This is a genomic window from Nocardioides daphniae, assembly GCF_004777465.1.
GTDB lineage: Bacteria > Actinomycetota > Actinomycetes > Propionibacteriales > Nocardioidaceae > Nocardioides > Nocardioides daphniae.
Window position 1 is genome coordinate 55208 of sequence record NZ_CP038462.1, and the last position, 19829, is coordinate 75036.

At 67.4% G+C, this 19829-nt stretch carries 23 protein-coding genes and 2 pseudogenes; 8 read left to right on the plus strand and 17 right to left on the minus strand.

Features of this window, described 5'->3' with window-relative positions:
* Positions 1-2: 2 nt before the first annotated feature.
* From ccsA to E2C04_RS00315, 7 genes and pseudogenes are all read right to left on the minus strand, one after another.
* Positions 3-527, minus strand: a complete 525-nt coding sequence (gene ccsA, locus E2C04_RS00295; RefSeq protein WP_275106591.1) for a cytochrome c biogenesis protein CcsA — start codon at positions 525-527, stop codon at positions 3-5.
* Positions 479-709 (minus strand): annotated as a pseudogene (locus tag E2C04_RS20470) (c-type cytochrome biogenesis protein CcsB); the annotation flags it as partial. The pseudogene E2C04_RS20470 and the gene ccsA, both read right to left, overlap by 49 nt.
* Positions 710-765: 56 nt before the next feature.
* Positions 766-969, minus strand: coding sequence for a hypothetical protein (locus tag E2C04_RS18940; RefSeq protein ID WP_238694370.1), 204 nt, complete (start codon positions 967-969; stop codon positions 766-768).
* A gap of 244 nt (positions 970-1213) precedes the next feature.
* Positions 1214-2509 (minus strand): cytochrome c biogenesis protein ResB, encoded by a 1296-nt coding sequence (gene resB, locus E2C04_RS00300; RefSeq protein WP_202977830.1) that lies wholly within the window; start codon positions 2507-2509, stop codon positions 1214-1216.
* A 156-nt stretch (positions 2510-2665) separates the two neighbouring features.
* On the minus strand, positions 2666-3136 hold the full coding sequence (locus E2C04_RS00305) for a TlpA disulfide reductase family protein (protein WP_158630529.1): 471 nt from the start codon (positions 3134-3136) through the stop codon (positions 2666-2668).
* 56 nt (positions 3137-3192) lie between these two features.
* Positions 3193-4131, minus strand: a complete 939-nt coding sequence (locus E2C04_RS00310; RefSeq protein WP_135831070.1) for a DUF305 domain-containing protein — start codon at positions 4129-4131, stop codon at positions 3193-3195.
* On the minus strand, positions 4131-4547 hold the full coding sequence (locus tag E2C04_RS00315; RefSeq protein ID WP_158630530.1) for a DUF3105 domain-containing protein: 417 nt from the start codon (positions 4545-4547) through the stop codon (positions 4131-4133). Before E2C04_RS00315 ends, E2C04_RS00310 begins: the two co-directional genes overlap by 1 nt.
* A gap of 382 nt (positions 4548-4929) precedes the next feature.
* Between E2C04_RS00315 and E2C04_RS21730 the strand changes: the two genes are divergently transcribed.
* From E2C04_RS21730 to E2C04_RS00330, 5 genes and pseudogenes are all read left to right on the plus strand, one after another.
* Positions 4930-5385 (plus strand): TlpA family protein disulfide reductase, encoded by a 456-nt coding sequence (locus tag E2C04_RS21730; protein ID WP_420873115.1) that lies wholly within the window; start codon positions 4930-4932, stop codon positions 5383-5385.
* On the plus strand, positions 5282-5515 hold the full coding sequence (locus E2C04_RS18300) for a TlpA family protein disulfide reductase (protein WP_202978007.1): 234 nt from the start codon (positions 5282-5284) through the stop codon (positions 5513-5515). The genes E2C04_RS21730 and E2C04_RS18300 overlap by 104 nt, the downstream gene beginning before the upstream one ends.
* A gap of 216 nt (positions 5516-5731) precedes the next feature.
* Positions 5732-6151, plus strand: a pseudogene (locus tag E2C04_RS21735) (hypothetical protein); the annotation flags it as partial.
* Positions 6088-7299, plus strand: coding sequence for an apolipoprotein N-acyltransferase (gene lnt, locus E2C04_RS00325; protein WP_420873088.1), 1212 nt, complete (start codon positions 6088-6090; stop codon positions 7297-7299). The pseudogene E2C04_RS21735 and the gene lnt, both read left to right, overlap by 64 nt.
* Before the next feature lie 107 nt (positions 7300-7406).
* Positions 7407-8183, plus strand: coding sequence for a DUF3152 domain-containing protein (locus E2C04_RS00330; protein WP_229721435.1), 777 nt, complete (start codon positions 7407-7409; stop codon positions 8181-8183).
* Between the two features lie 33 nt (positions 8184-8216).
* Here E2C04_RS00330 and E2C04_RS00335 read toward each other — a convergent pair whose 3' ends face one another.
* From E2C04_RS00335 to E2C04_RS21185, 6 genes are all read right to left on the minus strand, one after another.
* Positions 8217-9536, minus strand: a complete 1320-nt coding sequence (locus E2C04_RS00335; RefSeq protein ID WP_135831074.1) for a hypothetical protein — start codon at positions 9534-9536, stop codon at positions 8217-8219.
* Positions 9537-9538: 2 nt separating this feature from the next.
* The gene (locus tag E2C04_RS00340) at positions 9539-10006 is read right to left on the minus strand and encodes a hypothetical protein (RefSeq protein ID WP_135831075.1); all 468 of its coding nucleotides are present in this window, start codon (positions 10004-10006) and stop codon (positions 9539-9541) included.
* A 93-nt stretch (positions 10007-10099) separates the two neighbouring features.
* Positions 10100-10765: a hypothetical protein gene (locus E2C04_RS00345; RefSeq protein WP_135831076.1), complete on the minus strand. Its 666-nt coding sequence runs from the start codon at positions 10763-10765 to the stop codon at positions 10100-10102.
* On the minus strand, positions 10762-11634 hold the full coding sequence (locus E2C04_RS00350) for a hypothetical protein (RefSeq protein ID WP_238694373.1): 873 nt from the start codon (positions 11632-11634) through the stop codon (positions 10762-10764). The genes E2C04_RS00345 and E2C04_RS00350 overlap by 4 nt, the downstream gene beginning before the upstream one ends.
* A 456-nt stretch (positions 11635-12090) precedes the next feature.
* A complete protein-coding gene (locus tag E2C04_RS00355; RefSeq protein ID WP_135831077.1) occupies positions 12091-12603 on the minus strand; it encodes a DUF3093 domain-containing protein in 513 nt (170 codons plus the stop codon).
* A gap of 285 nt (positions 12604-12888) precedes the next feature.
* Entirely contained in the window at positions 12889-13767 is an 879-nt protein-coding gene (locus E2C04_RS21185) for a M15 family metallopeptidase (protein ID WP_135831078.1), read from the minus strand.
* Between the two features lie 441 nt (positions 13768-14208).
* Between E2C04_RS21185 and E2C04_RS00365 the strand changes: the two genes are divergently transcribed.
* From E2C04_RS00365 to E2C04_RS17500, 3 genes are all read left to right on the plus strand, one after another.
* A complete protein-coding gene (locus E2C04_RS00365; protein ID WP_158630532.1) occupies positions 14209-15012 on the plus strand; it encodes a copper resistance D family protein in 804 nt (267 codons plus the stop codon).
* 71 nt (positions 15013-15083) lie between these two features.
* Complete coding sequence (locus tag E2C04_RS00370) at positions 15084-15527, plus strand: flagellar basal body-associated FliL family protein (protein ID WP_135831080.1); 444 nt, start codon at positions 15084-15086, stop codon at positions 15525-15527.
* Positions 15524-15661 carry a hypothetical protein gene (locus E2C04_RS17500; RefSeq protein ID WP_158630533.1) on the plus strand — a complete coding sequence of 46 codons (138 nt, stop codon included), beginning with the start codon at positions 15524-15526 and terminating at the stop codon, positions 15659-15661. The genes E2C04_RS00370 and E2C04_RS17500 overlap by 4 nt, the downstream gene beginning before the upstream one ends.
* Before the next feature lie 72 nt (positions 15662-15733).
* Here the strand turns inward: E2C04_RS17500 and E2C04_RS00375 are convergent, their stop codons facing one another.
* From E2C04_RS00375 to E2C04_RS00390, 4 genes are all read right to left on the minus strand, one after another.
* Entirely contained in the window at positions 15734-15997 is a 264-nt protein-coding gene (locus E2C04_RS00375) for a DUF4229 domain-containing protein (RefSeq protein ID WP_135831081.1), read from the minus strand.
* A 599-nt stretch (positions 15998-16596) separates the two neighbouring features.
* Positions 16597-17880 (minus strand): SAVED domain-containing protein, encoded by a 1284-nt coding sequence (locus E2C04_RS00380; RefSeq protein ID WP_135831082.1) that lies wholly within the window; start codon positions 17878-17880, stop codon positions 16597-16599.
* On the minus strand, positions 17877-18347 hold the full coding sequence (locus tag E2C04_RS00385) for a M67 family metallopeptidase (RefSeq protein ID WP_135831083.1): 471 nt from the start codon (positions 18345-18347) through the stop codon (positions 17877-17879). The genes E2C04_RS00380 and E2C04_RS00385 overlap by 4 nt, the downstream gene beginning before the upstream one ends.
* A gap of 7 nt (positions 18348-18354) precedes the next feature.
* Positions 18355-19788: a HesA/MoeB/ThiF family protein gene (locus tag E2C04_RS00390; protein WP_202977833.1), complete on the minus strand. Its 1434-nt coding sequence runs from the start codon at positions 19786-19788 to the stop codon at positions 18355-18357.
* Between the last annotated feature and the right edge of the window lie 41 nt (positions 19789-19829).

Here is a 19829-nt window from a genome sequence, read left to right on the forward strand (position 1 = left end):
GGTCAGACGCCGGCGTAGGAGTGGAGTCCGGTGATCCACAGGTTGACGCCGAAGAAGTTGAACAGGAACGCGGCGTAGCCGGCGAGGGCGAACCAGGCGGCCCGGACCCCGCGCCAGCCCGCGGTGGCTTGTGCGTGGAGATGGGCTGCATAGAAGACCCAGGTGATGAAGGCCCAGGTCTCCTTGGGATCCCAGCCCCAGTAGCGACCCCACGAGTTCTCTGCCCAGATCGCTCCCGCGATGACGGCAAAGGTCCAGACCGGGAAAGCGAAGATGTGAGCGGTGTGGGCGACCTGTTCCAGCGTGCTGGCCGGGGGAAGGCTGGCTGCATAGCCTCCGCGTCGCCCGCCTTCCTGTTGACTGTTCGCCCCCTTCGCGCTCCCAGCTTCTGCGATTTCGGGGGCGCCGACGACGACGGTCGCGCGACGCTCCCGTCGTTGCGGACGAGGAAGAGCCCGGAGGCCACGGCTCCGACGGTGAACACGCCGCCGGCGGTGATGGCGGCCGCGACATGGATCACCAGCCAGTAGGAGTTGAGCACGGGGACGAGGGCACCGGCCGGGGTGTAGAGCACGGTGACGGCCAGGCCGAGCGCGAGCAGGATGAGTGCCACGATCCACACACCGAAGGCGCGAACCGGCTGCCGGGCGAGAAACACCAGGTAGGCGGCACCGGCGGCGACCGCGCAGACCAGGACGAACTCGTACATGTTGCCCCAGGGAACCCGTCCGGCTGCGAAGCCTCGAGCCAGGGTGCCAAGCGCCGTCAGGCTGAACCCCAACACCGTGAGGGAGGTGCGATCGCCCCAAGGAGCCTGGTGCGTTCGCTGCCCTCGGTACTGCCCTCGGTGCCTGCGGTTCGACGCGCGGACTCGGCTGCGTAGGCCAGCATGGCCAGGGCGTAGACGGCGATGGCGCCGTAGACCAGGGCGTTGGAGACCTCGGCGAGGGTTGTGCTGTCGAGTGTCATGTGGGTGCGTCCTTGCTGGTCCGGCTCCGTTGGATGGGCGGTGCGGGCGGTGTTGTGGGCGGTGTGGGAGATCGGGGAAGGTCGAGTGCGGTGCACAGTTCTGCGATCTCGGCGGGGGGTGGCGGCCGCCGAGTCAACGAGTAGCCCGCGACCTCGACCAGCGAGTGCGCGGGCGGGCCGTGGCCGGTGGCCAGCGGGTGCACTCGCACCCAGAGCCGTCGGCGGCGGATGGCCAGCGAGGAGGTCAGCCGATGAGGATGACGATCGCCGCGGCGAGGGTGATCTCCTTGCCGGGGTCGTAGGCGATCTGGAAGTTCGCGAAGCGTGAGACCCCGTCGAAGGTCAGGCTGCCCTGGCCATCGGGAAGCTCGACCGTCTGGCCGACCGAGATTGCCTTCGCGAAGGGCTTTCCGTCCTCCTGGACCTGGGTGAGTCCGCCGCGGTCGAGCGCGAAGACAGATTGCGGTACGCCGTCGCCCAAGCCCAGGTCGCCGGTGTAGGCGGTGAGGAACAGTTGGGGATCGAGGGTGTCGGGGAACATCGAGTAGGGGCCTTGCTCGCCGACAGCGGCCGTGGGCAGAAAGAGGCCCTCGAAGGCCAGTTGGGTCGGCTGGGCGTCAGGCACCTTGATGACGCCCTCGCTGGTGTTGTTGGCGTCCAGTGGAAGGAACAGGACTGGGCCGGTGAACACGACCTGGCCGCGACCGTCGCGCACGGTCACGCGCGGGGCGTAGCCGTTGCCAGTGAGGAAGAACTTGGTCTCGTTGACGTCGAGGGGCTTGTTGGGCTGAACCGTCGTGGTGCGTTGTTCCCCGTCACCGGCCTGGTAGCTGAGCCGGGCGGTGAAGTCGGATGGTTGGCCTGTGCTGGGTCCGCGCAGCTGGTAGCTGACATCGAACTCGTCCAGGCGGAACGAGAGAGGCTCGAGGTCGTCGACGTCGGTCCACGCCGAAGGCGTGAAGACGTCGTACTGAGAACGGTCGTTGGCGAAGGTGGCGCCTTCAACGATGGCGACTCGTCCTTCGAAGCCGATGAGCTTGCCGACGGCGATGCCGACCAGGAGGACCAGCAACGAGAGATGGAATGCCAGATTGCCGACCTCGCGGAGGTAGCCCCGCTCGGCGCGGACCTCGGAGTCGGTGACCACCACGCGAAACCGCCGCCGGCGTAGATGGTCCGCGGCCGCCGCGAGCACGGCCTCCGGCTCCTGCTCAACCTCGAGACGTCGGTGATCCTCCATGCGGCCCAGGTTCCGCGGGGCGACCGGCGGTGCCGACCTGATCGCGCGCCACAAGCGAAGCGAGCGTGGCAGGACACAGCCCGTCATCGAGACCAGCAGCAAGACGTAGATTGCGGCGAACCAGGGCGAGGCGTAGACGTCGAAGAGACCGGCGCGGTCCAGCCACGGCGCGAGGTCGGGGTACTTGGCGACGTACTGCTCGACAGCGGCCGGGTCGGTCGCCACGTTCCGCTGGGGGAACACCGATCCAGGGATGGCTGCCAGCGCCAACAGGATGAGCAAGATCACCGCGGTCCGCATCGAGGTCAGGGTCCGCCACGTCCAGCGAAACCAGCCCCACGATGGCCGAGATGGCCGGGATGGCTGGGTCACGATCCGCCCTCTGGGGTCGCTTCGCCGACGTCGGCTATGACGTCGGCAATGAGCCCTCCAGGGTGGACTCGTCGACAGGACCGATCACGCGCGCAGCGAGTCGCCCTCGGTAGTCGACGACCATCGTGCTGGGCACCGCGCTCGGGGGTAGTGCGGGTCCGAAGGCCAGGAGAGCTGCGCTCGATGTGTCGGTGCTGATGCTGGGGTAGACGATGTCGTAGCGGTCCTCGAACGCCACGGCGGCGCGGCGTCGTTGTCACGCACGTTGATCCCGATGAACTGGACGCCGTTGTCTTCGTTGGCGCGACTAACGCGTGCGAGTGCGGGCGCCTCGGTGCGGCAGGGTGCGCACCAAGAGCCCCAGACGTTGTAGACGACGACCTGGCCGGCGAGGTCCCGGCTGTCGAACGGCTCACCGTCGAGCTGAGTGCCAGTGAACGGCTCGACCTCGACCCGGTCCTCGGGCGCGATCTGCTCGACGACGCTGGAGGTTGCCGTCGGTGAACCGGAGTCGCTGGCGCTGCAGCCGGTCAGGACGATCGCCAGGAGGACCACGGGTACAAGGGCCGCCACAGCCGTCCTGAGCGGACGCGGCAGGAATCCGGTGCCGATCACCCGAGTGGTCCACCCCGGTCGTCGAGCATCGCCTGCAGGGCGGTGAGCTCGGCGCTCTGGGCATCGACGATGCTCTGGGCGAGTGTGCGGACCCACGACTCGTCGGCGTCCTTGGCAGCGGCGGTGGCCATCGGGATGCCACCCTGGTGGTGGGCGATCATGAGTTCGAGGAAGCGACGCTCTGCCGCCGTGCCCCGCAATGACGCCAGCCGCTCCAGGTCAGCAGCTGACGCCATACCCGGCATCGCCGAGCCGTCCGCCCCTGGCATGTCAGCCATGCCAGCGTGGGGATCGTCGGTGTCGCCGGCGCCTGTGTCGGAAGTCATCCAGGCCATCGGGTTCGGATTGCTCTGCGGCTCGCCCCAACTCGCCAGGAGTGCGTACATCTGTCCGATCTGCTGCTGTTGTGTGAGCTCAATGTCCAACGCGACCTTGCGGATCTCCTCGCCATCGGTGCGATCGCGGATCAGCACAGCCATCTGGACTGCCTGAGCGTGATGGGTCTGCATATCCCGGAGAAACCCGACGTCGACCTCAGAAGGCGCCGATGTCGGGGGGGCCTGCTTCTCAGAGCGTGGGCCGTCGAGGAGCGTGCCGACGAACACGCCCGCTGAAATCAGGAACAGCGCCGCGAGGACGGCAATGCCCCACAGGGCAGGACCCGGCTGGAACGGCGCGGTCGAGAACGTCGAGTCGCGGGCTGTAACTGCAGCAGCGGGGCCGGAGTCAGTCCGTTCGCTGGACTGACCAAGAGCCGCAGACTGCGAGTCCGCGGTCGGTCCCGCCGAGTCGCCGCCGGACCTCTCAGCACCATCAGCACCCTCGGCATGAGCGTCGGGGTCGGGGTGAGGCGTCGAGGTCTTGGGGTCGGGGCCCTGGGAAGGCTCAGGAGAGGGGTCGGACGAGAGGTCGAGGGGCTTCTCAGGCTCGGGCATCACCCCATGCCTCCGGTGCAGGGGGCGCCGAGTTCGGGGGTCTGGGGACCTTGGGCGAAGGTGTTGACGAATGCGGACAGTCGGCTGAGGTCGACACTGTCCTGGGTGAGCTGGCGGCCCCAAGCAGTGGCGGCCACGGGCGAGTCCATGTCCTCCACGGGCGAGACCAGCACGAACCCGTTGCTGGAGGTCAGGGCGCGCAACGCGTCGACGTCCTCCGAGGGAAGGCCGGGATCGTAGGCCAGCCAAACGGCGCCGTGCTCCATCGAGTGCACCGCCATCCCTGGATCGACGGGTACGTCGTAGGCAGCGCAGTTCATCCAGACCGGTGCGTGGTCGCCACCAACAGGAGGGTTCTGGGGATAGTTCACCGTCCCGTTGACGTGGTTGCGGCTGAGGTCGTCGTACTCGACCACATCTCCCAGGTCGACTCCCGGCGAGGAGGCGGTTCTGCCGTCGACAGCCGTGCCCTCTGGCGAGCCGTCGCTGTCGTTGCCGCAAGCAGTGAGCACGCCAGGCTCAGCGTGGCGAGCGCCGCGCCTGCCGCGGCGCGTCTGATCCGGAGGGGGCGGTGGGCGTCCACGTCACAAGGTTCCTGTCGTCAAGGGATGCTTTCGTTCGGCAGCCGTCGCGGCGAGCGCGTGACCTCATGCCTACTATCGTACTTAGTAGTCAAGTGAGATGGTCCGGGAGGACGGTGGCATGGGCAAGGCGGTCCGTCACGCGACCGAGCCGACACGAGAGCCCCGTCGTCCAGTCGGCGTCGTAACCCGTTTCGGTGTGACGGGGGTTCTGGTCATGATCGGGCTCACCGGTTGCACCGTCCCCACGGGTGGTGAGGGGGGATCCTCGGAAGGTCACGGATACAGCACGGAAGCGCTGCCGATCGCGGTCGAGGGCTTGGAGGACTGCAGGGGACTGACACAGGCTCTCGCAGATGGAGGCCGGGCCGAAGAAGGAGCAGAAGGTGCAGGGTTGGACGGTGGCGATCTGCCGTCGTTGTCACTGCCCTGCTTGAACCAGGACGCCGCGGTCGCCCTCGGCGAGTTGCGTGACCGGCCGGTTCTGATCAACCTCTGGGCCTCGTGGTGCGGTCCGTGCCGCAAGGAGATGCCGCTTCTGGCCGAAGCCGCGAGCCGCCACCAAGAATGTGAGCTTCCTCGGCGTCAATACTCGCGACGACCCGAGCATGGCTGCGGCTTTCCTGCCCGAGGTTGGTGTCACCTACCCCCAGGTCGTGGACGTCGATGGTGAGCTGCTGGACACGACGCGTGTCCGTGGTTTGCCGGTCACCCTCGCCGTGGATGCCGAGGGCCGCATCGTCGACCGCGTCATAGGAGAAGTCTCGGCCGATGATGGGCAGGCTGCTGAGCCAGCTCACTGATGCCGCATGAACCCCGGGGGCACCGTCGACGCGCCGGACGGACTCGACACACATCACCCCGCGCCGACCGCATCGACGAGTCCACCAGCCAGCCCAGCGCCGAGCCCAGCGTCGGGGACTGCTGCTGGGGCGTCGGATGTCCCTCGAAGTATCGACGACTGCCGGCGATGGTTGGGAAGGCTGGCCCTGGCTTCTACAGGCGGTGCCGCCGGGGCGATGGCGTCGGCGCCCTGGGAGTTGCGGTGGCTGGCACCGTTGGCAGTGACAGCCCTCGTCATCTCCGTGAGTGGAACTCGGCGGCGCACCGCGGCGCTGCTGGGTCTGGTGTTCGGGCTCGCGTTCGTCGTACTCCTGGTGTCCTGGATGCGCGTCATCGGCACCGACGCCTGGCTCCTGGTCAGTGCGGCCGCGGCCGTCTACTACGCCCTCCTCGCCCTCGGCCTGAGCATCCTCCACGATGCCCGCGCCCGTGCCCATGCCCGCGTCCCTCGGCGCGGTCGCCGATGGACAGTTCAGGCCTGGCCGTTGTGGATGGCGGCGTGGTGGGTGGCTGTCGAGTCCGTCATGTCGACATGGCCACTGGGCGGGTTCCCCTGGACTCGGTTGGCCTGGACGGTGATCGACACTCCGCTCGCGGGGTGGGTGCCCTGGGTCGGCGCGGGAGGCACGAGCTTCATCGTCGCCTTGTGCGGCAGCCTCGGGGCCGCGGCGGTGCTTGGCATTCACCGAGTCGTCCGTGTTGCTCGCGTCGCCCGAGCCCGACGTGCTCACACGCGTACTTGGGCGGACGCTGCCCGAGCATCGGCCTGCGTCGGGCTCATCGGGCTGGTTGCGGGCGCCCGTCGCTGCTCCCAGCTCCCTCAACAGGTCCGGACTGGCAGCAGGGGGAGGAGTCGGTCCGGGCAGCCGCCGTGCAGGGAGACGTACCTGGGGCGGGCAACGATGTGGTCGCTGTCCACCGGCAGGTGACCGCCAACCACGTCGAAGCGACCACCAACCTCGCCCAACAGATCCGCGAAAGACAGGCACAACAGCCGGACTTCGTGCTGTGGCCCGAGAACTCCACCGCCGTCGATCCCTTCCGTGACGAGCGGACCCGCTTGGGAATCGACAGAGCTTCGTCCGCGATCGGTGTGCCGGTGGTGGTCGGTGCGATCGTTGACGGTGATCGGCCGGACGAGGTCTTGAACCAGGGCCTGGTCTGGAATGAGCAGGGGGTTGTCACCGAGCGCTACACCAAGAGGCACCCGGTTCCGTTCGGTGAGTACATCCCGTTCCGCAAGCAGCTCGCCGGACTCCAGATCGGCCGTCTCGACATGATCCCGCGGGACATGACACCGGGCTCACGCACCAAGCCGCTCGACATCGCCGGCACCAAGGTGGCGGACCTGATCTGCTTCGATGTGGCTTTCGATGACTCCGTGACAGCGCAGGTGCGAAGGGGGGCTGAGCTCGTGACAGTGCAGACCAGCAACGCTTCCTTCACCGGCACCGCCCAGCTCGAGCAGCAGTTTGCGATCACCCGATTCCGGGCCCTGGAGACGGGACGAACAGTCGTCGTTGCATCCACCAACGGGATCAGCGGCGCGATCGGTCCCGACGGCGAGGTCCTGGCCAGGCTGGAACCCCGCACCACGGCCGTACTCGAGGTCACGGTCCCGCTCCTCGACCGACAGACCAATGCTGTCCGCTTCGGGGCTCTGGTCAAGAACCTGATCGGTCTCATCGGCATCGGCGCCATGGTCGCAGCTGGACTACGTCTCCGCCGCGGAGAGAGCACGTGACCGGCCGCCACCGGGCGTCGCCTCCGGGCGCGTCAGCCGGGCGCGGCCGCCACCGGGCGCACAGCCCGCGCACCCTCAGAGCCAGACGCGGGGTCGGCGCCGTGGCCATGCTGGGAGGAATCGCCGTCATCGTTGCTGCCAGTGTCGTTAAGGTCGGACCGTTCGTCATCGAGGCGATGCACGGATCTCGTCAAGCCGTCGGTCCGGCCGCGGGTCCGACGGCTCCGGCCGAAGCGGACCGACCCGCGGGCCAGACAACGCCGCTATCGGGCGAGGCGCAGGTGCAGGAAGTTTCGCCAAGCCCATCGGTAGCGCCACCGACGAGAAACCCCGTCAGGCGGCGGACAACACCTGCGGTCCCAGAGCGAGGACCCGGAACATTCAGGATCGCCGCCCAGACCGTCAGCGGGAGGGAGACGGTAGGGGCGGGGGAGTCGGTCACCTACACCGTTGAGATCGAGCACGGTGTTCCCTTCGACCAAGCAGCCGTCGCGCACTCCGTCGACCGCACCTTGACCGATCCGCGGGGATGGACCGCGAACGGAGGCGAGGCGGTGCGCCGGGTGGCCGGTCGGGCCGACTTCCGGATCGTCGTGGCCACCCCGGCGACCACCGACGCCCTGTGCGCACCCCTGGACACTGGCGGCCGGCTCTCTTGTCGCAACGGCAACCTGGTCGTCCTCAACGCCTGGCGCTGGGCGAATGGAGCCGACGCCTACCGGAGCGTGGCGCAGTACCGCCGCTACCTCATCAACCACGAGTTCGGCCACGCCTTGGGCAACAGTCATCGGGACTGTGGCGAACCAGGGGGGCTGGCCTCGGTCATGGTGCAGCAGACCAAGGGGCTTCAAGGGTGTCGGGCGAACCCGTGGCCGTTCCCGTGAGGGAACGGCCACGAGGAGCGCCAGCCGAACCGGCTACAGCCCGAACAGGAGGTAGAGGCCGGTGAAGGTGTAGGCCACCATCACCAACAGGAGCGGCAACTGAGCGGTCGAGTGGCTTCTTGGCGGCAGCAGTTTGATCGCGCGATCGTGCGCCGAGACGACACCCAGGACGTGCCCGGTCACGATCGCGAGCACCTTGACGCTCGCCAGGAACGTCGGATGCAGCGACAACCAGATGTTCACCTGCCGATCGGCGGTCCCGAACAGGTTCATCCCGTTGCCCAGGGGGTCGCTGGCCAGGATGAGCGTCAGCTGGCCAGTCTCCACCAGCAGCGTCAGGTAATGAGCGACCATGTAGCCGACGATGATCGGCACCATCGAGTGCGCCATCAGTCCCGGCACCTGACGCGCTGGCACTTTCGCCGAGCGTGACGGCCCAGCAGTAGCCAACCAGAACATTCCTCCGACCAGCAGGCACACGCCGAGCAGCAGCAGCGTCTCGACCCATGTCACGTCGAGCGAGGTGGATTGGGTGTACTGCAGCCACGTCGTTGACCCAGCGAAGCTGTCGAACGCGGTCGATCCGAGAAGGACCGCCGTGACGGCCAGCAGCCCGGGGCGGGCCGGGACGCCGGCGAGGTTGCGCAGGGGCGACACGACCTCGATGGCCCCGTTCGTGTTGCGCCGCCACGGCGACAGGTGCGCGACGAGAGTCGAGTAGGCCTCGAACGGATCGGCCTGCTCGAACCATGCCTGGCCGAACAGCACGCCGCCACCCGCCACGAGGACCACGTAGAACAAGAGCCACAGCCCCACCGTGGCGAGCGCCGTACCGTCGGGCGAGACGAGCTCGGTCCACACGAACGCGAACAGACCGAGAGCAGCGGGCCACAGGCCGACTCCCGCCGGAAGACGACCCAAGCCAGATTCCGGATCGATCCGCAGCACTCTGGCCACGGCGAAGGAGATGGTCCGTGCCGGGCTGACCGCCTTGATGATCGGCCCTAACAGCAGCGAAGCCGGGACGAGACCGACCCACAGCAGCACGTAGAACATCCCGAAGACCGGATTGCTGCCGAGATCGTCCTGGCCGGCCACGGTGGCCCAGACGGCGAAGCCGAACAGGGCCAGGCCCAACGCACGAAGCCCCACGCGCGTCGCCATCGCATCGACGAAACCCGTGAGTCCGGGGGCGAGAAGCCGCCTCCGGTCGGTGCTCTCGAAGCGAGGCTGGCGCCAGGCCAGGAGGAGCACGGCGAAGGAGATGGTGAGCGCAGCCGACCCGCCGACCACCGCGCTGGACGCGGAGATCGGCAGGTCGGCGCCCCCGCCCATCCCGTGGGCGGAGATCATCGCTACTTCACCGTCACCACGGCGACGACTGCCTCGGAGTCGTGCTCCTCGATCTCGACCGTGCCGGGGGTCTTGATCACCAGCTTCTTGGCCGAGGTGCCGGCCGGAAAGTCGACGTACTGCTCGGGCTTGGAGTGCACGTGCAGCTGCCCTGCGCGGTCGGTGTCGAAGTCGATGGTGATCGTCTCGCCCGGCGCCGCGCTGAGCTCCTGGGCGTTCGGTCCCACCTTTGTGCCCTTGACGGTCACGGCGAACGACGGGCCGACCGGCTCCGGCGTGGCGGTCGTGGGCTCCGGCGACGGTGTCGTCGTCGCTGGCTCCGTCGATGTTGCCGCGGTCGGATCGGTCGCTCCGGTCGAGGGCGTCCCGGCGTCCGGGCCGGTGTCCTCATCAGCGGGACCGGAGCAGGCGCTGAGCGCAAGAGCGGCCGTGATGGCTGCCGTGGCAAGCAGAGTGCGGTTCTTCTTCATGTGGTTCTCCATGCGTGAGAAAGGTTCGTGGGGGCGGACGTCGACAGCCGCCGGCGCGAGCGTCGCGCGGGGCTCGTCTCCTCCCCCGGGGTTTCAGGTCGAGGGCATCGGTGCGAGTGGTGGGCCACGGCGACTGATCGAGCCGATCGACTCACGCAGACGGCAGGCGCGATCCTCCGGCCGCGGGCTCAGCACTCTTGCCCGCGCGGTGCAACGCATCGGCGCGCCCGTGGGGGTCGTGACCCAACCCCAGAGCAGTGCGAGCAGTGCCCATGCCGATTGCTCGCCGCGCCACAGCCACCAGGCGACCCCAGCCGCTGCGGCGAGGTGCGCCGCCATCATCGGCGCGTCGGTGCCGGCGACGTGATCGACCAGGTGCTGGAGCCCGGGCGTGGCCGTGGTTGTCGCCCTGTCCGGATCGGGTACGACGGCGAGCTGATCGCGCACCCCGCCGGGCCGGGCTCTCTGGAGGGGCGGGACCGGTCGGGCCGCGACGGGGGCATGAGGTGCCACGTGACCCGCGGTCACGGTGAGAAGCAGGTGCACGGCGGCCTGGCCGCCGCCGACCAGGACCACGATCCGCACGTAGCCCGCCGGTGTGGTCAGCGCCGCTGCGGCGATCACGAGCAGCGAGCTGAACGCGGCGACCGCGGTGATCGGGCCGGGCAGGAGCCCGCCTGCCGTCACGTGAGCGGTCGTGCCAAGGGCGGTTGCCACGGCGGCAACCAGGAAGGCGCGGGTCCACAGCATCGCGTTCATGCCGAGAACAGGAGCATGAGCCCCCCGGCGGTGAAGCCGACCATGGTGATCAGCAGCGGGAGCTGACCGGTGATGCGGTGCGTGGACGGCAGCACCTGGAGGGCGCGGTCGTGGGCGGCGACCGCAGCGGCGACATGTCCGACCACGACCGCGAGAACCTTGAGAGTCGCCAGGAACGTCGGGTGGTAGGAGAACCAGAACGTCGGTGCGACTCCGGCGGTGCCGAACAGGTCCCAGCCCTTCCCGAACGGGTCGCTGACCAGCGACAGGGTCTGCAGGCCGTAGTCGACGAAGAGCGTCAGGTAGTGGGCGACGAAGTACGCCACGATGATCGGGACGAGTGAGTGTGCGAACAGATCAGGGAGCCTGGCGCGACGAACGTCCTTCGCGGCTCGGGTCAGCACGCAGCCGGCAGCGAAGACGACACCCGCGCCCACGCAGAACACGATGAGGGCGATGTTGTTGAGCACGTTCGCCGACAACGAGCTGCCGTAGATCGTGCGAAGCCACCACTCCGACTTGCCGAAGGAGTCGAACGCCGTGCTCCCGAACAGGACTGCCATGACCGCAGTGAGGCCGGCGGTGGCTGGTGTGGCGGCCAGGTTCGCCAACGGACTGCAGAGCACGATCCGGGGCCGGGACGTCGCCGTCTGCTCGGTCCTCCACGGCGAGATACGCGCCGCGAGGGTGGAGAAGACCTCGAACGGATCCGCCTTCTCGTAGAACCCCGAGCCGAAGACCGCACCGCCGACCAGCATGATGGCCAGATAGGTCACGCACCAGAGTCGGACGTCGCCGAGCTGGCTGCTGTTGTCGTAGACCAGCTCGAGCCACACGAAGGCGAACAAGCCGATCGCAGCTGGCCACATGCCCAGTCTCGCCGGGTACTCAAGCACGCCCGCGCGGGGTCGCCTCCGGTGACCCGAGCCAATCCGGCGTGGATGGTCCGCACGGGACTGATCGCCTTCCACACCGGCCCGAACAGCACGGATGCGAAGGGAAGTCCGACCCACCACCACACGTAGACCATGCCGAAAACGGGTTGGTCAAACTGTCCTGCCCGAACAGCGCGGCGGCCGCTGCCAGCACGAACGCTGCCATTCCGACGACCCTGAGCACGATCCGGGAGCTGTGGGAGAGAAGCAACCGGGACGCCGTCGCGGGGAGGGGCCGCCCGGCGGGCGCCTGCGGCCCTTGATAGCGGGAAGAGCGCCACGCCGTCGCCAGGACCACGAAGGAGACCACGAGCGCTGCGCTGGCGCCTCCCACCGCGAGTGACAGGGGGATCGGCAGGTCCGCCTGACCGCCGACGCCGTGGGCCTCGATCACCGGATGGCCGCATCTTCGGTCGTCGGCGGCCCCACCGGCGCCGTCAATGCTGCGGCGAGCGCCCGCGGTCGCCGCGAGCTCACCAGCCCAGTACGCGGCGTCGGATCGCGTGGATCGTCGAGCGTGATCCGGACCCCGGCGGTGACGTACGGCCTCAGAGCCAGGAATGCCCGAGCGTCCGCTTCGGGGCCGGACACCGCCCTCATCCTCGCGGCCTCGAGCACCTCGACCTCGCCCAAGTAGCGCCGTTCGATGCGCGCGCGCCCTGCCTGGAACCATTCGTCGGTCACCACAATCCGCGCCGACCCGTACCATCGGAGGAGCCAGATCAGGACGACCAAGAGTCCACCGGTGATGTACCAGGGCAGCGGGCCGGGGATGGCAGCAATCATCGCTAACCAGAAGCTGGCCACCATGAGACCCCACTGGATCCACCAGCGCACAGGTACGCGAAGCCGCTCGCGGTAGGTAGGTACTACCCGCGCCGGGCTGCCGCGCGGCGAACGCAGAGCACCATCTCAACTCCTCCGACACCGGTCACCGGGGACCAATCACCGCTCGCCAATCACCGGTCGCGCCGAGGACGCACGCACACCCACAGCAGCGCGACACCAAAGCCGGCCATGATCGGCCCAACTGCACCCAGCGACCGAGATGTTTCCCCGCCGAACACCCCCCCCACGAGAGCAGCGTCCAATAGCCCCCCAGGGCGGTCAGCAACAGCGCAGGGGGCAGCCCCACAGCGAGGATGCGCGAACGCGGTGTCCGACCGTAGCGTTGCTCGTCCATGGCAGCTACCTCGTTCCCTCGATGTACTCCCAGTGCCAAGGCTCCGGTCGCGACCCGCCAGATCGCGCCCAGGCAGGGTTCTCCCAGCCGAAGCGCTCCGCGTTCTCCAGCATCCAGACGTACTGATCGGTCCCGAAGGTCTCGACGCCGCCGCACAGGTCGACGGCCACCCCCCACCCGTGATTGCTGGTTCCCGGCTGGGCGGCCAGGCCAGGCTTGACGGCATAGAGCCGCTGTTGGCTCGCCAGGTCGCGATACCCGTCGGTCAGGCAGGGTTGGTCCTCGAACCGGGACTTGTAGGCAGCACTGAGCCTCGCCCAAGCTGCGGCTGCATCCCCGCGAAGGTGGAATCCGTCGGGTAGTTCGCAAAGGCTTGCGTCGGGGATCTGGCCGTTGGGAGTTGTCGACTCCTGAGCAGTCGTGCGGCACGTCGAGAGCCATGATGGCATCCGATTGGTGGTCCGCGACTCTGCCCGCGTTGCACTCCGGCTCAGCGTCGGCTCTCGCCGGCTGAGGTCGACGGTCGCATCAGGGATGGGCCGGTTCCTAGCTGTTCTACTCGAGCCCCCTTCTTCCACGGGCGAGGCGCTCGACTGGGTTGAGTCCTCCTGAGCTGTGGCACTGGTCTCGTCCAACCATGGGCCGGGTGCAATCCCTGCGCCGATGGCCCCGACTGTCGCCAGCGCGGCCAGCGTACCGAGCGTCCGACGCGAGGACGCCCTGCTGGGTTTCGTGGCCCGATGGCGACCCCCGTTCGAGCCATCAGGCTCCGGCGCCTCTGCTCGCTGGCGATGTGCGTGGCGCGTCAACGCCCGGTGCTGCGGTCGTTGACCCACTCGGGAACTCCTTGAATCGTCCACCGCGGTCGACACGGCGTTCAGCATCTATCGCGAACTACTATAGGAAGTAGTAGGTAGTGGGCCAAAACGCTGGCTCGAAGCCCCGGGAGGTCTCCACCAGGGGTCATAGGAGTCGCCCGGGCAGAGGAGCAGAAGGTGACACATCGCTCTGGGGCGCTAGCGATGGTGGTCGGCTCGATCCTGATCGGAAGCTTGGCCTTGGCCGTCTTGACAGTGACGGATCCTCAAGCCGCTCCTGTTGAGGGCCTGCCCGATCCCGGCCTCTTCACCCGTTGGGGTCTTCCCGTCGCCCGAGGTGCTCGCGACCTCTGTGCTGCGTCCACGATCGGCCTGTTGTTCGTCGTGGCAGTCCTGCTTCCTCGAGACCCTCGCGCCCGAGCCCGCCTAGCGGAGGCAAGAGCGCGAGGCGTAAAGGCAGCGAGCGTCAGCGCCGGACTGTGGGCGCTCGCCAGCGCCGCGGTCTTCGTGCTCGCCTACTCCGACACGGCGGGTGTTGCGGTTCTCGAGCCGAGCCTCTGGGTGCGGATGCCGACCTACATCATGAGCGTCGACCTGGGACAAGCGAACCTGATCAGCACCACTTTGGTCGTCGCCGTTTCCCTGGGTTGTCTTGTCGCACGCAAGGTGGACGACGCGGAGATAGCAGTCCTGCTCGGCTCCCTCTCCGCCTTGTGGCCGGTCGCGTCCACTGGCCACGTATCCACCGATGCCGATCACCAGCAGTCTGTGCTCCTGCTTTTTTCGCACCTTGTCGCCGTGAGCATCTGGTTCGGAGGACTCGCGGCCTTCGGCCTTCTGCAAGGACACATCGGCCGCTACCGAGACGCGGTGCTCCGCCGATACTCGGTCACCGCAGCCTGCTGTCTGGCAGCCGTAGCCATGTCGGGGGTCCTCAGCGCGATCCTCCGGCTTGGTTCGTGGACTGCGCTGAGCTCCTCGTACGGAGCCTTGATCCTGGCCAAGGCCGTGCTCCTTCTCGCGCTGGGAGCCATCGGCTACCTCCACCGTCGACGACTCGTCGACAATGCGCCCACCTGGACGGCTCTCGCTCGCCGCCGGTTCGCCGAACTCGCCGGAGGGGAGTTGCTCGTCATGTGCGTCGCAGTCGCGCTGGGTGTCGCGCTCGGGGGCACGCCGCCCCCCGACACGGGCGTGTCATCGAGTCCCCCAGTTGACAGATCGGTGCTCAACGATTCAGCCCGAGGGGGGCGAGCCGCTCTGGTGCTGGGGAGACTGAGCGGCCCGCCTCCTATTCTTCATAGTAGATAACCCTCAAGAACAGCACGCGACGCGCCGAATACATGGGGCAGAAGATCGGATGCGAAGTCGAGGAGTAGCTGATGCCCCCACCAACGGCCGAGAAGAGTCCCCCGCCGTCGAAGGTTCCCCAAGCGCAGGGTCCCGGCGGAGGGAAGGCGAAGTGGATAGCCCTCGTCTGTGTGCTCGCCGCCGTCGGCGGAGTCGGCTGGCTGAAGTTCCAGCCGGGAGCGAGCAAGGAGCCGAAACCTGGCGAAGTGATGGTCCTCGAGCCCGTGCAGTTGAACTTGGCGGCGGGCAGGTACCTGAGGGTCGGCCTCGCCCTCCAACTCGCTGAGGGGGTCAAGGAGGTCGATGGATCACGGGCGCTCGACGCCACGATCACCCGGTTCTCCGGTCTGCCTCTCTCGGCCCTCGACGAGACAAAGGAACGCGACCAGCTGAAGGCCGAGCTGACCGACAAGCTCACGCAGCTCTACCCCGACGAGGTACTTGACAGCTACTTCGTCGAGTTCGTAACCCAGTGACGAGCAGGACCGCCGTCGAGCGACTTGGGGGCGAACACGGCAGCACCTGTCGTCGCGCCTATACCCTCCTCATCGGCACGGCAGCGGCCAATCTTGGCCTCGTGGTGTTCGCCGCGGTCAAGCTGGACAAGTGACAACGCCCGCGTCAGCAGTCAGCCAGGTCGCAGGACACTCGCCGCCTCGTCATCGACTTGGATGAAACGAAGTCAGCCCTGGTCGCTGTCTTCCTTGGACCGCGCCTCGCTGTTCTCGGTCATGCGGCCTGCGCGATGCTCGACCTTCAAGGCGAGCGCGTTGCGCTGCGGGCCGAGGACGATGTACGACGCGACCCCGCTCACTAGGAACGCGATGATGAGGACCATCAGGACGTTGGCCGAATCGTTGATGAGGGACCACGTCGCGAACACAACGCCGAACGTGACGGCGAACAGGCCGCCACGCAGGGCGGTGTAGATCCAGAACTCCTTCACCCCGCAAGGGTAGGCCAGCCGGCTCGTTTGAACCGCATCTACTAAGCTGAGTAGTAACGGCGCGGATCATCCGTTGCGCACCCGGTCAGACCGGCAAGCGCGGTGAAGCGAGGGAGTGACGAGGAGCTGCTGCTGTCGTGTCGGCGATCCTCAGATCACAGTCGGGAATCTTCTGACCGCCCCGGTGCCAGATAGTTGGAGATCGTCACGGACCAGGTCCATGCGCGCAGCCGCGGCGTCGAGGTTGGACTGGCTGGCCTCTGGTCGCTCGATGAGAGTCTGCAACCGGGCGGTGTCTACGGTATCCGGACGCAGCCCCCTGAGCTTCCCACGGCCCGGGAACCAGCACGAAGAGGCCTGCAGCACTGATCGCTGCGGCCGATGTCTACTCATCCAGTGCCTGCAAGGATGCGGCGCCCGCTTGGAATGGTTGTCTGCCTCCCGACGACAACTGCTGCGGCGGCGACAGGCATGTCGAGATGCGGTGAAGATCGACGAACCTCCCGCGGCGAACGTTGACGAAACAGTGCCGCGCGTGACCGTTGATCAAAGTTGCGCGTCGCAAGCCTGCGACCCGCCCGAGGTACCGATGCGTCAAATCAATGAGTTGGGAGGACCTGCTCGATGGCGCCGGTAGCGGCAGAGGGGCGAATCTTCATGGTGGCGACGTAGCGCGCCCGATAGTCAGCGTCGCCTTTGGCAGGGTCGGTGTCGTCCCACTCGTAGGTGGTGACCCGGAGGGTGTTGCAGAGCCTGCCGACAAGGACCGCGATGGGGAACGGGCAGCGAAGCAGGAGGTGCGCTTCTGCGTTGTTGTTGGTCTCGGAGAGTTCGCGGATGTGGTGGGCCGCTTCGGCTGCGACGGCCCCCGCGTCATCAGGGTTGATGAGGTCGTCGGTCCCGAGCCGAAGATGGCGCCAAGCAGTGAGGGTGTCCCCCTGCTCGTCGAGGTAGCGCTCGTAGGCGGCATCGCTCCGGCGCTGGAGCAGATCGAGGTAGATGGCGACCTTGGACCTTCCGGTGGAGCTGAGCTGAGGATTCGAGCCACTGCCCGTGACTTCGAGCAAGGCGGGGTCCGACAGGTCCGCCTCGGTGCCGCTGGTCCACGAGTCTCCGCGTTGGTCGACGACTTCAAGGTTCCCGACGCGTGAGGAGGGGATCGCGGCGCCGAGGGCGAAGGCGACGGTGAGGTGGGCGCCTCCTCTGACCTGTACGCGCTTGGCCGAGGAACGGGTCACTGCGCCGGGAATGAACCGGATGACGTCGGCTAGGTCTACGAGGCCGGGGACGCTGGGTAGCCGCTCGTGGGTGTTGGGGCGGATGCGGATATCGAGTTCGCTGCCGGTGCGGTCGTAGACCTGTGGGGTGTTGCGGGTCTGGATGCTGATGTTGAACGTGTCGTCGGTCCCGTTGAGTTCTCGCTGGGCGGCGATGCGGTGGAAGACGAGCTTCCCGACGAGGTTGATGAGCCCTGCCCGGTTGGCGGGAGATTGGTCGACGCTGTTGAGGGTTCCGGGGCGCTTCAGGAGGACGCGATCTGGGGCGTCGTAGTCCAACTTCCCTGGTTCGCGCTCCACGGCGTTTGCGATGCCGAGAACGAACTGCGGGTGGTCGGAATGAAGTTCGATGAGTCGGGGGGACTCGACGTGCTGGACCACTTCGCTTTTTGCGACTTCGGGTGTGATGACGAGGATGGCGCCGGAGAGGCCTGCGTTCATCGCTTCGTTGAGCCGCTGTTCGGTGTCGCCGGGCGGGAGGTCGTCACGGTCGCGCCAGACGGGGATCCCTGCCGCTCGGAGAAGCCATGCGAGTTCGGCGGTGATGTCGGTGCCGTCGCTTTGGCGGTAGGAGATGAACACCGGGTCTGTTGGGTTGATGCTCATGTCGGTTCCTTGTCGCTGAGCGGTGGGAGGTTGCCGGTGCTCCGGATGGCACATGGGCGCGGTTTCACCGTGACGATCCGCTGTGCGTCGAGTGCGTAACTCGTTCCGGTGCGTCTGAGGACGATGGATGTTGGGTTGGGCGCAAGCGGGTGACGGATGGAGATGAACGCCAGTGAGGCAAGGTCGGTGGGGCTGGGGCCGACGTCGCTGGGGTGGCTGTGCCAGTCGCCGAGGTAGCCCAGGCGGGGATCTTCGCGTCTTGCCGCGCGGACGGCAGGCTGGGTGGTTCCGTGCGGAATCCGGTAGTGGTGACTGCCCCGGTCGCGGCTCGGGATTTCAATTGCACCGACGACCCATGGCCGGCCGTCAGCGTGGACACCGACGAGAATTCCTCCGGTCTCGTGGGGAAATGAGTTGTTGGCCGCCCGAATCATGGCGGCCTCAGCTGATTCAGAGATCAGGAGCACGGGTCTGTCATGCCGCTCCTCCGCTGGGAGAGGCGGGGCTGTCGAGTGTCCCGGGGCGGTCGAACGGCGGGTCCATCGCCCGGAGCACGATGATCCGTTCGTCGGACCTCTCGCGCCGTCCGGTGAGGTAGTCGATGGCGGCGTGGGCGATGTCGGCAGCAACGGCGAGGACGCTGGTGGGCGGGGCGTTGTTGACCGGTGCTGTGCAGCCCAATTCGAGGAACCCCTGGGCGGACGCTGCGAGGTCCTCGGGTGGGAGTGCGCGGTAAGCAGGGTTAGCGGGGCGTCCCGCAATACGGGTATCGCCCTCCGCCTGCCGCTGAACTCGCGCGAGTGCGCCTTGGTGGTACAGCGCTCCGGTGATGAGCGGGGTGCCCGTCCGGCGGCAGACCTCCGCGAGCGCGGCGCTGACGTGAAAGATCCCGGTGCAGTCGATGACGAGATCGACACCCTCGATGGTCTTCGCGAGAGCCGACGGATTGCTTGGGAGGTACTTAGCCGGGGTGACGGTTACCCATGGGGCGCGCTCCTTTGCAGCGACGAGGACTCCGATGGCCTTGTCGTAGCCCACTGCGTACTTGTCGGCGACGTGACGTACAAGGTTTGCGGTCGTGAGAGCGTCTTCGTCGTGGAGTCTGAGGTTAGCCACTCCACTGCTGGCCAAGGTGACCGCGACATGTCCTCCGACCGATCCTGCTCCCGCGATGAGGACGGTCTTGTCGGCGAGTAGTTCGCGGTCGGGACCTGCGCGGCGTTGGCGCGCGAGATGGTCGTTCGCTGAGGCTGCCATTGCTTCGGCTCTCAGGGTTTCCCCTGCTCCTGAGAGGAGCAGGGCGACGGCGTCGTGTTCCCTGTCGTGCCTGGGCCAGCCCACCACGATGAAGTCGTATCCGCCGCTTGCGTCGGCCGCACCGACGTCGGTTCGATCCGCGAGTCCCTGAGCGAGGTCGGCGCCTTGTTTCTTGGTCAGTGCTTGCTCGACGTCCGTCAAGTTGCGTGGCGCTTGTCCGATGTCGTTACGCAAGTAGAAGACGCCCCGCAGCAGATCGGCGACCTCGGCATCCTCCGGTGAACCCATCAACAGAGTGTTGCCGCGCTTGATCGCGACCAGCGGCGTCTTGAAGCCGTTGCTGCCCTTCTTGACGAGGTCATTGAATGGGAGCTCGGCCCGCCACCCGGAGTGCCGGTCAAAGGGGAGATAGGCGTCCAGAGCACGGTCCTCTACCCGGAAGCCATTTTGGGCTCTGGCTGCCCATTCATCGAGGCGGGACCAAAGCACTTCGATGTCAATGCCTGCGATCTGCGCTGGGTCGTCCTCCGCCCAGAGGCAGACGGTGCCGTTAGCTGCATGGTCGGTTCGGAGACCATCGACCCTGACGTGGGCGTATCGGAGCGGCCACCCTTGGTAGAAGGTGACATGCATAGTCGTCGCCTCAGTCAACGGACGGAGGCTCTCGCGGAGCGGGCCTGTCCAGATTGCTT

Excerpts from the sequence above, each read along its gene's own strand:
- E2C04_RS18940 (WP_238694370.1), bottom strand. The coding sequence starts at position 969 with ATGACACTCGACAGCACAACCCTCGCCGAGGTCTCCAACGCCCTGGTC.
- resB (WP_202977830.1), bottom strand. The coding sequence starts at position 2,509 with ATGCGGACCGCGGTGATCTTGCTCATCCTGTTGGCGCTGGCAGCCATC.
- E2C04_RS00310 (WP_135831070.1), bottom strand. The coding sequence starts at position 4,131 with ATGCCCGAGCCTGAGAAGCCCCTCGACCTCTCGTCCGACCCCTCTCCT.
- E2C04_RS21730 (WP_420873115.1), top strand. The coding sequence starts at position 4,930 with ATGATCGGGCTCACCGGTTGCACCGTCCCCACGGGTGGTGAGGGGGGA.
- lnt (WP_420873088.1), top strand. The coding sequence starts at position 6,088 with ATGGCCACTGGGCGGGTTCCCCTGGACTCGGTTGGCCTGGACGGTGAT.
- E2C04_RS00330 (WP_229721435.1), top strand. The coding sequence starts at position 7,407 with ATGCTGGGAGGAATCGCCGTCATCGTTGCTGCCAGTGTCGTTAAGGTC.
- E2C04_RS00335 (WP_135831074.1), bottom strand. The coding sequence starts at position 9,536 with ATGATCTCCGCCCACGGGATGGGCGGGGGCGCCGACCTGCCGATCTCC.
- E2C04_RS00340 (WP_135831075.1), bottom strand. The coding sequence starts at position 10,006 with ATGAAGAAGAACCGCACTCTGCTTGCCACGGCAGCCATCACGGCCGCT.
- E2C04_RS00345 (WP_135831076.1), bottom strand. The coding sequence starts at position 10,765 with ATGAACGCGATGCTGTGGACCCGCGCCTTCCTGGTTGCCGCCGTGGCA.
- E2C04_RS00350 (WP_238694373.1), bottom strand. The coding sequence starts at position 11,634 with ATGTGGCCAGCTGCGATCGGCTTGTTCGCCTTCGTGTGGCTCGAGCTG.
- E2C04_RS21185 (WP_135831078.1), bottom strand. The coding sequence starts at position 13,767 with ATGCTGAACGCCGTGTCGACCGCGGTGGACGATTCAAGGAGTTCCCGA.
- E2C04_RS00370 (WP_135831080.1), top strand. The coding sequence starts at position 15,084 with ATGCCCCCACCAACGGCCGAGAAGAGTCCCCCGCCGTCGAAGGTTCCC.
- E2C04_RS00380 (WP_135831082.1), bottom strand. The coding sequence starts at position 17,880 with ATGAGCATCAACCCAACAGACCCGGTGTTCATCTCCTACCGCCAAAGC.